8 protein-coding genes and 2 pseudogenes are annotated in these 13,572 nt (G+C 60.6%); 6 read left to right on the top strand and 4 right to left on the bottom strand.

The window, feature by feature from the left end:
- Window positions 1–290: 290 nt before the first annotated feature.
- Both H8S56_RS24880 and H8S56_RS24885 read left to right on the top strand, forming a co-directional pair.
- Window positions 291–1,277 (top strand): annotated as a pseudogene (locus H8S56_RS24880) (methyl-accepting chemotaxis protein); the annotation flags it as partial.
- A gap of 309 nt (window positions 1,278–1,586) precedes the next feature.
- Window positions 1,587–2,180: pseudogene (locus H8S56_RS24885) on the top strand (methyl-accepting chemotaxis protein); the annotation flags it as partial.
- Window positions 2,181–2,460: 280 nt separating this feature from the next.
- Here the strand turns inward: H8S56_RS24885 and H8S56_RS12665 are convergent.
- On the bottom strand, window positions 2,461–3,252 hold the full coding sequence (locus H8S56_RS12665) for a substrate-binding periplasmic protein (protein ID WP_024694477.1): 792 nt from the start codon (window positions 3,250–3,252) through the stop codon (window positions 2,461–2,463).
- Window positions 3,253–3,514: 262 nt separating this feature from the next.
- Between H8S56_RS12665 and H8S56_RS12670 the strand changes: the two genes are divergently transcribed.
- The 4 genes from H8S56_RS12670 to H8S56_RS12685 are packed head-to-tail and all read left to right on the top strand — an operon-like array spanning window position 3,515 to window position 8,351.
- Window positions 3,515–5,269 carry an ABC transporter permease gene (locus H8S56_RS12670; RefSeq protein ID WP_187518822.1) on the top strand — a complete coding sequence of 585 codons (1,755 nt, stop codon included), beginning with the start codon at window positions 3,515–3,517 and terminating at the stop codon, window positions 5,267–5,269.
- A 25-nt stretch (window positions 5,270–5,294) separates the two neighbouring features.
- Window positions 5,295–6,596, top strand: coding sequence for an ABC transporter ATP-binding protein (locus H8S56_RS12675; RefSeq protein WP_024685993.1), 1,302 nt, complete (start codon window positions 5,295–5,297; stop codon window positions 6,594–6,596).
- Window positions 6,597–6,648: 52 nt separating this feature from the next.
- Window positions 6,649–7,713 (top strand): sensor histidine kinase, encoded by a 1,065-nt coding sequence (locus H8S56_RS12680; protein WP_187518823.1) that lies wholly within the window; start codon window positions 6,649–6,651, stop codon window positions 7,711–7,713.
- Window positions 7,713–8,351: a response regulator transcription factor gene (locus H8S56_RS12685; protein WP_187518824.1), complete on the top strand. Its 639-nt coding sequence runs from the start codon at window positions 7,713–7,715 to the stop codon at window positions 8,349–8,351. The genes H8S56_RS12680 and H8S56_RS12685 overlap by 1 nt, the downstream gene beginning before the upstream one ends.
- 163 nt (window positions 8,352–8,514) lie before the next feature.
- Here H8S56_RS12685 and H8S56_RS12690 read toward each other — a convergent pair whose 3' ends face one another.
- The 3 genes from H8S56_RS12690 to H8S56_RS12700 all read right to left on the bottom strand — a co-directional run bounded on the left by H8S56_RS12690 (window position 8,515) and on the right by H8S56_RS12700 (window position 13,415).
- Window positions 8,515–10,398, bottom strand: a complete 1,884-nt coding sequence (locus tag H8S56_RS12690) for an acyltransferase family protein (RefSeq protein ID WP_187518825.1) — start codon at window positions 10,396–10,398, stop codon at window positions 8,515–8,517.
- Window positions 10,399–10,772: 374 nt separating this feature from the next.
- Window positions 10,773–12,101, bottom strand: coding sequence for a glycoside hydrolase family protein (locus H8S56_RS12695; RefSeq protein WP_187518826.1), 1,329 nt, complete (start codon window positions 12,099–12,101; stop codon window positions 10,773–10,775).
- 12 nt (window positions 12,102–12,113) lie between these two features.
- Window positions 12,114–13,415 (bottom strand): hypothetical protein, encoded by a 1,302-nt coding sequence (locus tag H8S56_RS12700; RefSeq protein ID WP_187518827.1) that lies wholly within the window; start codon window positions 13,413–13,415, stop codon window positions 12,114–12,116.
- Window positions 13,416–13,572: the final 157 nt, after the last annotated feature.

A 13,572-nucleotide genomic window follows, 5' to 3' on the forward strand; every position in this document is an offset into this window, starting at 1 on the left:
TATTCAGCGACTGAAACAGAGTATTCGCGGACAAGCAGAACGCCGCCCGGTCCGCTCCTACGAGGTCCGGTTTTTGCTGCACGCCGTGTCGAAACACAGCCCAATCTCTCCTGAATCAGCGCTTTTCCCGCGGATTCTGTCTTTTCGATCAAGTTTTTCCTGATGCCAGCCGATAGCTCTAGCGCGCAGGTTTGCTGTTCATAAAAACAAATCTTCAGCTCTTTCGTTGCGCATAAAAAGCATATTCAGGAGATTGCATGAACAGTAGCTTTGCGAACATCAGCGTCAACATGAAGTTGGCTCTGGGATTTGGCGCCGTCCTTTTTTTCACTGCCATTCTCGCCCTGGTCGGTTGGACCAGCCTCGACACACTCATCTATCGCACCGACAGAATCAGTGACATCACCCAGCTCGGCAACAAGCTTACCGACCTGCGAGTCGCCCGACTGCAATACATGCTGGCCGACGGTGATGAGACCGCTGCGCAGAACATGCAGGGCAAGCTGGATCTCTTCAAACAAAATCAACAATCATTGCTGGCAACCTTCACCAACCCCGCCAACGTCAAAACCCTCAACCAGCTCAGCGACGTCATTCGCGACTATGAGGCGTCGTTGAACCAGATGCGCGCGGTCTACCAGACCGGTGCCAGAGTGCGTAATGAGATGAGCGCCAGCGCGGCCGTGGCCATGCAGTCGATCGGAGCGCTCAACGATGCGGTCCTGCAACTGGATGCCTCGGACCCGGCGCGTTTTGATCAGGTGCAGCTGGTGAACACGGCCCGGCAGGATCTGATCCTGGTGCGCTACGAGGTGCGCGGCTACACCGCCAAGCCCGGCGACAAGTCAGAGAAGGCTGCCTTTGAGCAAATGGGCGTCGCCATTCAGCGCCTGGACAGCCTCAAGTCCGCCCTTGGCGCGGCTAACAGTGTACGGGTCGTGCAGTTGGAAAACGCACTGCGCAGCTATCGCCGTTCGATTGAGGCCTTCAAGGCCACGACTGTCGAAGCGGCAACGGTGCGCAAGGACCTGACTAACCAGGGCGCGACCATCGTCAAGCTGGGCGATGAACTCTATGACCTGCAGATGAAGCTGGGTGACACGGACACCGCTCAGGCGCGCAACCTGCAGATCGGCTGCGTTTTGCTGGTACTGGTGCTCGGGATTCTGGCTGCAGTCATTATCACGCGTCAGATCACGCGGCCGTTGCAGGAAACCCTGGCCATTGTGGATCGCATCGCTTCTGGCGACCTGACGCACACCGAAGTCATCACCCGACGCGATGAGCTGGGCGTGCTGCAGCAGGGCATTCAGCGTATGGGCGCGACCTTGCGTGAACTGATTTCCGGCATTCGTGATGGCGTGACGCAGATTGCCAGCGCCGCCGAAGAGTTGTCGGCGGTCACCGAGCAGACCAGCGCGGGCGTCAACAGCCAGAAGGTCGAGACCGATCAGGTCGCCACGGCCATGAACGAAATGTCGGCCACCGTGCACGAAGTGGCGCGCAACGCCGAACAGGCCTCCGTTGCAGCCTCCGATGCGGACAAGGAGGCGCGCGCCGGTGACAAGGTCGTCGGTGAAGCCATCGGCCAGATCGAACGACTGGCCGCCGAAGTCATTCGTTCTTCCGACGCCATGACGGTGCTGGAGCAGGAGAGCGACAAGATTGGCAAGGTCATGGACGTGATCAAGGCCGTGGCCGAACAGACCAATCTGCTGGCGCTCAACGCCGCCATCGAAGCAGCACGTGCTGGCGAAGCGGGTCGCGGATTTGCTGTCGTGGCGGATGAGGTCCGTGGCCTGGCGCAGCGTACTCAGCAGTCGACCGAGGAAATCGAGGCCCTGGTCGCCGGTCTGCAGAACGGCACGCGTCAGGTCTCGGAGATCATGCTGGGCAGCCGCACGCTGACCGACAGCAGCGTCGAACTGACCCGTAAGGCCGGTGTGTCGCTGGAAAGCATCACCCGTACCGTGTCGAATATTCAGGCCATGAACCAGCAGATCGCCGCCGCCGCCGAGCAGCAAAGCTCAGTGGCCGACGAGATCAGCCGCAGCATCGTGAATGTGCGCGACGTGTCCGAACAGACCGCCGAAGCCAGCGAAGAAACCGCCGCGTCCAGCGTTGAGCTGGCGCGTTTGGGTGGTCAGTTGCAGATGCTGGTCAGCCATTTTCGGGTCTGATGGTTTGACCGGGCGGCGTTCCGCTTGTCCACGAATGCTGTGTTCCAGTCGCTGGATAGTTGTCGGATGTCCCGGCTTTTTCGCGGACAAGTCCGCTCCCACTGGCTGAAACCGGTTTTCAATCTGTGGGCGTGGACGTGTCTACGAAGACTGACTTCCAGACGCGAAACTTCGACTGGATACACCGGCCCCTTCGCGGACAAGTCCGCTCCTACACTCCTTTATTTGTTGCAGTGTGTTCCGCAGGTTCTGACGGCGGCCTCGAGATCCCTTTCCGGGTTCAGCAGGTCACGCCTTTTGTCGTGCAGCCTTTCGAGGACACCTTCGGCAGGTAAGCGTCGCGTATCCGTTGGAGCTCGCCGCGACGTTGCATGTCGAGGATCGCGGCATTGATTTTCGGCAGCAGCGCAGCGTTGCGGTTCGCCAGCATGATCGACAAGTTCGATTCGCTGAGCAGGGCGCCCTGACGAAACCGGTCAGGGTCGATCTGGTGGGTCGTGATGAGGTAGTCATACAGGTCGTCGACCATGGCGACGGCATTCACGCGCTTGTTGGCGATCAGCTCGAGCAGGGCCGAATCCTCCGAGGTTTCAAGCTTGGTCACACGCCGTTCCTGAAGGGCGGAGTCCAGCGCGTGGTAGGTGTAACCGCGGACCATGCCAATCGTCACGTCCTGCAACTCACTCAGCGGCACATGCAACAGTGGATCACCAGCGGCAAAGTATAAGTGTTCACGCACGGCGAGATACGGCATGGAAAAGACATAGTTGTTCGCGTTATTGGCACTGGTCCAGTTCGGTGATTCGGCATAACTGATGTCAATCTTTCCCTTATCCAGCATCACTTGCATGCGGTTGCCCGGATAGGAAACAAACTGAACATCAATGTTCGCCTGTTTGAATACCTGGCGGGCAATATCCGTGGAAACACCGCGCAAGGTGTTGTACTCATCGGTATAGATGAAAGGCCGCCATTCGGTACTGGCGGCTATGTACGACTGTGCCTGCGCCAGGCCGATGGGGTGGCAGATTGCCCATGCACAGGCCAGGACCAGAACGCGTAATCCTCTCATTCGATACCCTTTCTTCGTTCCACCGATACGCACTGATGGGTCGGTCGGACGTTCAGCGGTATGTATATACCTTGGTATATGACATTCATACTTTCGAGTCGATACGGTCTACGTTTGCAGGTTTTAACTGCGCGCCAAAAATCGATAAGCTTTTGTTCAACGAGTGCTTGGACACTCACTGCCATTTTCCCTGTATCCGCTGACATTCAGTTTTCTGAAACGCTGTCGGCGCGTACCCGTGCAGCCGTTTCGAGGTGAGCCCATGCAATCGATTTTCCAGCCCGGTAAAAGCCTGCGTGCCACCCGCTATGGCGATGCAAGAGCCCGCATGCCGTATTGGGTCGACCTCGTCTGTGTGGCGTTGCTGGCGTCGGTGGTCATGCTATTGATGCACGGCGTCGGGCAGATGTTTCAGCCGCTGTCCCTGCTGACGTCAAACCCCATGACCCTTGATCCAGCCAACCTGCCGGAATATGCGTTACGCACCACGCTGCGCATGTTCATCGCGCTGGCGGCCTCGCTGGTCTTCACCCTGATTGTGGCCACGCTGGCCGCCAAAAGCCGCAAGGCCGAACAGGTGATCATTCCAGCGCTGGATATTCTGCAATCGGTTCCTGTGCTGGGGTTTCTGACGTTCACCGTGACCTTTTTCATCGGTCTGTTTCCGGGGCGGCAACTGGGCGTCGAGTGCGCGGCGATCTTTGCCATCTTCACCAGTCAGGCCTGGAACATGGCGTTCAGCTTTTACCAGTCACTGCGCACGGTGCCCAACGATCTGAGTGAGGTCAGCCGTCAGTTTGGCTTGTCGCCGGTGCTCAGGTTCACCCGGCTTGAACTGCCGTTCGCCATTCCGGGGCTGGTCTGGAACATGATGATGTCGATGTCCGGTGGCTGGTTTTTCGTGGTGGCTTGCGAGGCGATTTCGGTGGGCGATACCACCGTCAATCTGCCCGGCATCGGTTCGTGGCTCGCGCTGGCAATCGCACAGAAAGACCTGACGGCGATTGCCTGGGCGGTCGCTGCCATGGCGCTGGTGATCGTGGCCTACGACCAGTTGCTGTTTCGGCCGGTGGTGGCCTGGGCGGACAAGTTTCGCTTCGAACAGACCGCTTCGCAAAAGCGCCCGCGTTCCTGGATGTACAGCCTGCTGGGTCGCTCCCGAATCGCGCCGTTGCTGGGCGCAGCGCTGGGGGCACCCTGGAAGGGCCTGATGCTGATCGACTGGCGCGGCTTGACGCGCTTCTGGAACGTCAAGCCAACGCCAGGGCTCAGTCGTTTTCTCGACACCGCCTGGCTGGGGCTGGTGATTGCCGGTTGTCTGGCCGCCAGTGTCTGCCTGTTCCGCTTCATCGAGGCATCGCTGGGGCTGGGCGATCTGGCCACGGCGTTCGGGTTGGGCCTGGCTACGCTGCTGCGAGTCAGCGTACTGATCGTGATCGCCAGCGTGATCTGGGTGCCTGTCGGGGTGTGGATCGGCTTGCGTCCGGTGTGGGCCGAGCGGTTGCAGCCCATCGCGCAGTTTCTGGCGGCGTTTCCCGCGAACGTGCTGTTTCCATTCGCGGTCATCGCCATCGTTGGCCTGCACCTGAACCCCGACATCTGGCTGTCGCCGCTGATGGTGCTTGGCACCCAGTGGTACATCCTGTTCAACGTCATCGCCGGTGCCAGCGCCTTGCCGACCGACCTGCGCGAAGCGGCCACGATGTTCAATATGCGTGGCTGGCAGTGGTGGCGTCGGGTGGCGTTGCCAGGGGTGTTTCCTTACTACATTACCGGCGCGCTGACGGCATCGGGCGGTTCGTGGAATGCCAGCATTGTGGCCGAGGCCGTGTCCTGGGGCGACAAGCATCTGGAGGCAGCCGGTCTGGGTTCGTACATCGCCAACGCCACTCAGGCGGGCGATTACGCACGGGTCGCGCTGGGCATTGCCGTCATGTCGGTCTTCGTGATCGCGTTCAACCGGTTGCTGTGGCGCCCACTGTACGGGTTCGCCGAGCGACGTCTGAGTCTTGTCTGATGTTGGGTTTGGGGAGGATGCCACGATGATGGCTGTCGAAAAGCGTTGCCTGGTGGATGTGCAGAAGGTTCGACATGTGTACGGCAAGGCCAGCAAAGAGCGGCTGGTGCTGGATGATGTGACGCTGCAACTCCACGAAAACGAAATCATCGGCCTGCTGGGGCGCTCCGGCTCGGGCAAGTCCACGCTATTGCGTTCCATCGCAGGGCTGGTAGTGCCCACCGAAGGCCAGGTGCTTTTCCCCAACCGTGCGCAGGGCAAGGCCATGTCGGTGGGCATGGTGTTCCAGAGCTTCGCGCTGTTTCCGTGGCTGACGGTCCTGCAAAACGTCGAAGTCGGGCTTGAAGCGCAAGGCGTACCGGCTTCACTGCGACGCAAGCGGGCGCTGGCGGCCATCGACCTGATCGGTCTGGACGGCTTCGAGAGTGCCTATCCCAAGGAGCTGTCGGGCGGCATGCGCCAGCGGGTCGGCATGGCGCGGGCGCTGGTGATCGATCCTGACGTGCTGCTGATGGACGAGCCGTTTTCGGCGCTCGATGTGCTGACGGCCGAAACCCTGCGCACCGACCTGCTGGACATGTGGAGCGAAGGCCGCATGCCGATCAAGTCAATCCTGATGGTGACGCACAACATCGCCGAGGCCGTGCTGATGTGCGACCGCATCCTGCTGTTCTCCTCCAATCCGGGTCGGGTGATCAGTGAAATCAAGGTCGACCTCCCGCAGCCGCGCAACCGTCAGGACCCGATCTTTCAGGCACTGGTCGAAGAAATTTACGTGCTGATGACTCAGGACAGTGACGCGGGCGCGATTCGTCAGGGTGTGTTTCCGGGGACCGGGCTGGGCATGGTCCTGCCGCACGTATCGACCAACGCGCTGGCCGGCCTGATCGAGGCGATTCATGCGCCGCCCTACAGCATGAAAGCCGACCTGCCGGAACTGGCCAGTGCGCTGCACTACAACGCCGACGAGCTGTTTCCGATTGCCGAAGTGCTGCAACTGCTGCGCTTCGCCGAACTCAAGGGGGGCGACATTCGCCTGCTGCCTGCGGCCAATCGTTACGCGCTGGCGGACGTGGATGAGCGCAAGCAGTTGTTCGCCCAGCACCTGCTGAGCTTTGTGCCGCTGGTGGCGCATATTCGCCGGGTGCTGGATGATCGCTCCACCCATACCGCCCCGGCACGGCGTTTTCGGGATCAACTGGAAGACTTCATGTCCGAAAGCGATGCTCGCCAGACGCTGGATTCGGTGACGCAGTGGGGACGCTACGCCGAGTTGTTCGCCTACGATGAACTGGCCGATCAGTTCAGTCTGGATAACCCTTCCTGAGGCGTGTCAGCGCATACTGCGCTGGGCCCTTTAAACGAGTGAGATGGTGCTGATGCGCGAGCCTGAATCCTTTGGCAAGGCCGCGATGGCGGTCAGGCTGGCGGCCTTGCTGGTCCTGGCGGTCGTGATCGCGATTGCCGACACCCTGACCGATCTGGAAATTGCCGTGGGTGTGTTCCAGATTGCCGTGGTGCTCATGGCGGTCACGTTCCTGCCGGTCGGGGGAGTTATCGCTGTCGCGGTGACCTGCATGGCGCTGACGGTGCTCAGCTACGAGCTGACGATATCGCGAGGCAGTGAGGCGGCGCTGATCAACTGCATCATCAGTCTGGCGGCGATTGCCATGGCGACTTACCTGGCACTGCGCATGGCGATAGCCATCCGTTCGGTCCACGAAGCACGCTCGCAGCTGGCGCAGATCGCCCGCGTCAACATGCTGGGTGAGCTGACAGCGTCCATCGCCCATGAAATCAATCAGCCGTTGTCGGCCATCGTCACCAGCGGCAACGCCTGTACGCGCTGGCTGGACGCGGAGCCGGCCAATCTGGGCCGGGCGCGCCAGGCGCTTGCGCGAATGATCGGCGATGCCAATCGGGCGGGCGATATCATTGTGCGAGTGCGGGCAATGGCCAAGCGTTCGGCTGCGCACAAGGAGTGGATCAACGTGGCCGATACGGTGGCCGAGATCGTCTCGCTGGCCCACAGTGAAATCGACGAGCAGCAGGTCGCGCTCGCGGTTCAGGTGTCGGAAGGGTTGCCGCCGTTGCTGGCAGACCGGGTACAGATTCAGCAAGTGCTGCTGAACCTGATGCTCAATGCCGTGGACGCGATGAGAAAGGTCGAACCCGGTGAGGCCCGGCTGGAGGTGATGGTGGACTGGAACGCAGGCGGGGAGGTGAAGTTCTCGGTGCGCGACAATGGCGTCGGCGTGCAGCCGGAAAACATCGAGCGCATTTTCGACGCGTTCTACACGACCAAGGAGGAGGGGATGGGAATCGGTCTGGCGATCAGCCGGTCCATTATCGAGGCACATGGCGGGCGTATCTGGGTAACGCCCGATTCGTCAGTCGGTGCTACGTTTCACTTCACGCTGCCTACCGGAAAGATGGACTCCTGATGAACACCACCGACACTACCGTGCAGGCCGAAGAACCCATCATTTACGTGATCGACGACGACCTGTCGGTGCGCACTTCGCTCGAAGACCTGCTGGCGTCGGTGGGGCTGCGTAGCCTGCTGTTCGGCTCTACGCAGCAATTCATGGACACGCCCCGGCCCGAGGCGCCGGGTTGCCTGATTCTGGACATCCGTATGCCAGGCATGAGCGGCCTGGAGTTTCAGGAGCAGATGGCGCGATCGGGGATTTTTCTGCCCGTGATCTTCATCACCGGGCACGGCGACATTCCTATGTCGGTGCGGGCCATGAAAGCCGGGGCGGTGGAGTTTCTGACCAAGCCGTTTCGCGAGCAGGACCTGCTCGATGCCATCCAGCAAGGCCTGGCGCTGGACCGTGTTCGCCGTCAGAGCGCTGCGGTGGAAGCCGAGCTGCGGCGTCGGCATGCGAGCCTCAATCAGGGCGAGCAACAGGTCATGGCACTGGTGGTTACGGGGTTGCTGAACAAGCAGATCGCGGCGCGATTGAACGTCAGCGAAATCACCGTCAAAGTCCGTCGCGGCTCGATGATGCGCAAGATGCAAGCCGACTCCCTGGCTGAGCTGGTCAGGTTTGCCGAGCGTCTGCAGGCGGGAGATTGAGTGGACGAGCGTGTCCGTGCGCCGTGTTCATCGTGATACACACGTCCTGCAGCAATCACTGAACTGACGCCATCGCCGGCAAGCCGCCTCCCACAGGTTATGCGTCCAGTCGGACATTCTGGTTTTAGCCACGTTTTGCCTGGATACGACCAAACCGCGGCAGCTAATTCACCAGGCCGGGCAGCACGTAATGCTTTACCACAAACAGCGAGCCTTCCTTGCTCAGGTGCCCCGAATCGATCTGCAGCAGCGAGTCGGTGTCTTCAAGACGCGCCAGGCAGGCGTCGGCGATGCACAGCCTGTCGATCAGGGAAACGAACTGGATGTCTGCCGACGCGGCCAGTTGCCGGGTCGCCTGATCCACGGCCATGACGCCCTGATCCAGAGCCGGGTCGCTGATGTGTGATTCGTTCAGGCCCCAGTGACGGTTGGCAATGACGCTGGGCAGCGATGGATTCCACTGAGGCAGCGGGCCGATCAACACCACATGTTTCACACCATACCCCTTGAGCCGGATCGCAATGCCGTTCCAGTCGGTCTTGTCGTGACCGTCCTTCTGGGCGATGACCACGATGTTGGGGCGCAACGTTTCGATGCTGTGCAGCGCCAGCCTGTTGGAGTAATCACAGGCCTTGCTGGTGGGAGAGGTCCTGCCCTGATGGACACTCAGGCCGGGGCGGCAACTGGCTGACGCGACCTGATAGAACGGCGTGTCCCTGGCCAGCAAAGTTCGCAAACCCAGCGACAGGGCCTGCGCATGCGAGTCGCCCCACAGAAACACACCGCCTTCACCCTGTTTGCGTGTGCATGACTCATCGATGCTCGATTGCCCGCGCTGCGTGAACGCCGAAAACGCGTCGCACTTGAGCCAGTAGGGCTCGTACAGGTTCTGCTGCCGGTTTACGTAATCCTGAATGAATGAGGCCTTGTCGGACAGGCTGATTTCCCGCATCGGCGAGACCATACCCTGCGTCGCGCTCACTGCCGTGCCGCCCGCGAATACCAGCGCAACGGCCGTACCGAGCGTGGCGAACGCCCAGCGTTGCCTGGGGCGTGCACGGCCAGTGGGTTTTTCGATCAGTTCGTACGAGGCGATGGCCAGCAAAAAGGCCACGCCGATGCCCATCAGGACGTTGCCGACATCGCCCAGCCATCCGGCGTAATTCATCAGCACGACCACCGGCCAGTGCCAGAGGTACAGCGAGTATGAGAGTTTGCCGGTCCACTGCGAAAGCGCGTGGGTCGTCAGCAGCGAGTGCTGACGTGCAGCGACGATCACCGCAAATGCGCCCAGCACGGGCAGCAGCACTAGGTAGCCCGGCCATAGGTCCTGCACCGACACCAGAAAGAAACTCGCCAGCATGAGCGTCAGCCCGACGCTTTCCAGAATGCGCTTCTGAAGGCTGCGCAGCTTGAAGGGAAACAGGCAGGCCACGCCGCCCAACATCAACTCCCAGGCGCGGGTCGGCAGCAGGTAAAACGAAGCCTCCGGCCAGCGTACCGAGGCGAACACGCACAGCACGAAGCCGGTCAGGCTGCCGCCCAGAATCCACCAGCGCAGATTCCGCTGCGCCACGAAGCGACGCAGTACCAGCAAGGTGATCGGGTACAGCAGATAGAACTGCCACTCGACCGACAGCGACCAGGTGTGCAGCAGCCATTTTTCGTGTGCATTGGCTGTGAAATAGCCCGCTTCGCGCCAGTAGACGAAGTTGGACGCAAAACCCAGGCTGCTCGCGACGTGGGTGCCCAGCGCGCTGTAGTCCAGCGGCAGCAGATAGAACCAGCCCAACCCCAGCAAGACGAAACACATCACCGCCAGCGCCGGCATGATCCGCCGCGCGCGGGATGTACAGAACGCCCCCAGGCTGAAGGTGCCATTGTTGAGACCGCGCATGATGATCCCGGTGATCAGGTAACCCGAAATCACGAAAAACACATCCACCCCGGCAAAGCCACCGGGCAGCCAGGCGGGATGGAAATGGAACAGCAGCACGGCGATAACCGCGATGGCGCGCAGGCCATTGATGTCTTTTCTGAAGTCCATGGGAGAGTGCCGGTCCGTGGGTGATCGGGGAGGTAGGTTCAGGTGATTGCGGCGATGCCTCTGCCTCCTGCAAAGCAGTGGTTCTTCAGAAGGGGATGTGTTGTCAGGTTGTCAGTCTTCGCGAGCAAGCTCGCTCCCACAGGAACGGTGAACGCCGTATAAGGACAGTGAAACCCGATCCCCGTGGGAGAGAGCTTGCTCGCGAAGGCCTGGGCTGATTCAACCCGGATCTGTCGTCGTAGGTGATTGCGGCGATGTCCCTGCCTTCCACAAAGCAGTGGTTCTTCAGAAGGGGATGTGTTGTCAGGTTGTCAGTCTTCGCGAGCAAGCTCGCGAAGGCCTGGGCTGGCTCGACTCGGATCTGTCGTCGGTACTCATTCTTTCTGAGCAATCTGCCCGCCGCGACTCGCCGGGCTTAAACGGATGATCTTGGGAAAGTTGGTCAGCGTGATCGAGGTCGAGCACTGATTGCCTTCGCAGTTCCAGGACTGACCACTGTCCACTTCTCCGCGTTCGGCATAGGCGGTGTCGATCATCCGCACCGGGCCGTTGGTGTTGCCCTGGCTGATCACCTGCACGTCACGCGGCTTACCGATGGCCCAGGCCACCAGCACCCGCTCGTTCCCCTTGCTGAAGTGCAGTTGATAAAGGTCTTTGGTCAGCGAGCTGGCCTGAGCGTCGTAGGTGAAGTCACGAACCACCGGCGCGATGGCTTTCATCATGGTGTAGGCGGGTTTGGGCGACAGGTCTTCATTGAGCAAACCGAAGTTGTGCTCCTGGTCGTAGCGATCCGGGCCATCGTTGTAGAGGTCGAACCACCACATGCCTTTGACGTTGGGGATGGTGCGGGCCAGAAAGTAGATCCGCGCCATGTAGCGCGCCTGGGTCAGTTCGCTTTTGCCACAAGGCCCCTGATGGCTGGGCCAGCCCATTTCCGTGAGGTAGATCGGCACATCACGGCCTGCCTTGGTGCGGATGTAGCGCTCGTAATCGGCCATCCACACCACCCACGCTTCGGGCGTATTGCCGTCGTCGGCGGCACAGTGCGCGTAGGGGTGCACAGACAACCCATCAATGAGGTCCAGCGCGCCGCTTTCAATCAAGGGGTCAGCGAAGCCATATTTCATGCCGTCCGGGGTCACTGAGCCGGCGAGAATCTTTGCCTGCGGGCCTGTGCCATTGCGTGTGTTCTTGCGGATGATCGGCACGGTTTTCTGCACCAGCGTCACGTAGTCCAACGCCAACTGATGGTCGGCGGAGGCTTCAAGGTCCCACTCGTTCCAGATCTCGTAATAGCTGATGCGGTTGCCGAGCTGGCGGGTGACGTAATCGACGTAATTCAGAAACGCGTCCATCACCACCGGCTCTCGAGGCTTCTTGTTGTCGTGAAAGTAAGTGCTGTAGCCCAGTATCGCCAGGCGGCTCATGTCCAGGTCCCGGGCGATAGTCAGGTAGTTGCGCCAGTTGGCGGTGATGCGCAGTTCGTGGGGATAAGGCGCTGCGGTTGACCAGAACGCATCGTCCTTGACCGAGTTGAAACCGGCTTCTGCGGTCAGCTCCAGTGGTTGTTTAAGCGTGCGGTCGAAGTTCATCAAGTGCGTCGCGATGCCGACGACAAAGGGCGACTCGGCCTGAGCCACCGGCACGACGCTCAGGCAGCCCAGCAGCAGGAGCGTCGCAGTGCAGCGTAAAGAGCGGGTCATGGCACAGCCTCCTCAGCGCAGGTCGGGAAAGGCAGTGAGTTGCAGTTCAGCCGGTCGGGATGTCATGGCCTGCTTTTTTTCCGCGATGACGTAGCCGATGGCCAGGCCTGCAAACAGATTGGCCACCGCGACCTCGAACATGTCCGTGGTCCAACTGATCAGGCACCAGCAGACACTGATCGACAGCAACATGCGACCGACCCGGCTTTCGTCCTCGATCAGTTTGAACAGCAGCGGAATCTGCAGCGTGTACAGCAAGCCACCGACCACGCCGAGCATCGCCCACAGGTACAGCGCCGAGTTGTCCATGCCCAGGAAAATCTCCGAGCCTTCCACCGGGAAGATGCCCATGGTGCTGCCGACCATGCCGAAGCCTGCACCGGTCAACACCCAGCCTTCGCGCGTCAGGGCGTTGATCACGTTGGGCCAGGTGTTGATCAGCCGGTCGTAGAGCGAGGCCAGCGTACTGCCGCTGCTGCTGACCGTGCGCGCATCGAAGCTCATCACCATGCCCAGCGTGGGCAGCAGCAGGCCGATGAACACCACCACAATGCACAGCGTCCGGCAGGTCCAGCTCATGCGCTGGATCAACAGCAGGCCCATGGTCAGCGCAAAGGCTCCGGCGGGCGCTTTACTGGTGGTCAACACGATGGCGTAGAGCGCGATGGCACTGAGCAGCATCATCACCAGCCGTGAACGCAGGAACATGAACAGGTACAGGGTGTAGAAGGCGATCAGGATCGATAGCACGTTGGAGACTCGCGCAAAGCCTGCGAGCCGGTCCTCATCGTCGGCGCTCCACGTGGTATTGGCGCTCAGCTCGGTTTCACCCATGCTGTAGCTGTAGCCTTTCCACGGCACGCTGGTGAACCTGTCCAGCGCCAGGCCCGCCAGCGAGGCCAGCAGGCAGAAACCGATGGCCCAGCACAGCAGCTTTTTGCGATGAATCAGGTGCTCGCTGCACACCAGCCCGAACACCAATGGACTCAACGCAAACAGGCTGAACGCCAGGTTGTGCGGGCTGGCGCGGTGCAGCATGGCCAGCAGCCCGGAGACCGCCCACAGGATGACAAAGGTCCAGAACAACCGTCCGGCCTTGAAGGTGCGCAGTTCCAGCGCGAACAAAAGGATGCAGGCCACTTTGGGCAGGTACAGCAGAGGGCCGATACCTGCCTTGTCAAAGTAGAAGCGCAAGGCACCGGAAAAGGTCTCGACCAGAATCAGGCTGATCGCAACCCAGACCACGACGGTGGATTTATCAAAAGAAATGATCGACGACGAATCGCCAGCTCTGTTCGCTGGGTTCAGCTCCATGAGGTCTGCCTTCTGAATGGCGTCAGGAAATTCGAACGGACAACGCTACCGCCCGACGACCGCGACAGGCGGGTCGATAGAAGGGGATGCGTTTGAGAACAAACAAGGGAGGTCTGGAGCGAATGCTCGCAACGGCGTGACAGGGTGTATATCAGTC

The organism is Pseudomonas triticifolii (assembly GCF_014358015.1).
Taxonomy (GTDB): Bacteria; Pseudomonadota; Gammaproteobacteria; order Pseudomonadales; family Pseudomonadaceae; genus Aquipseudomonas; species Aquipseudomonas triticifolii.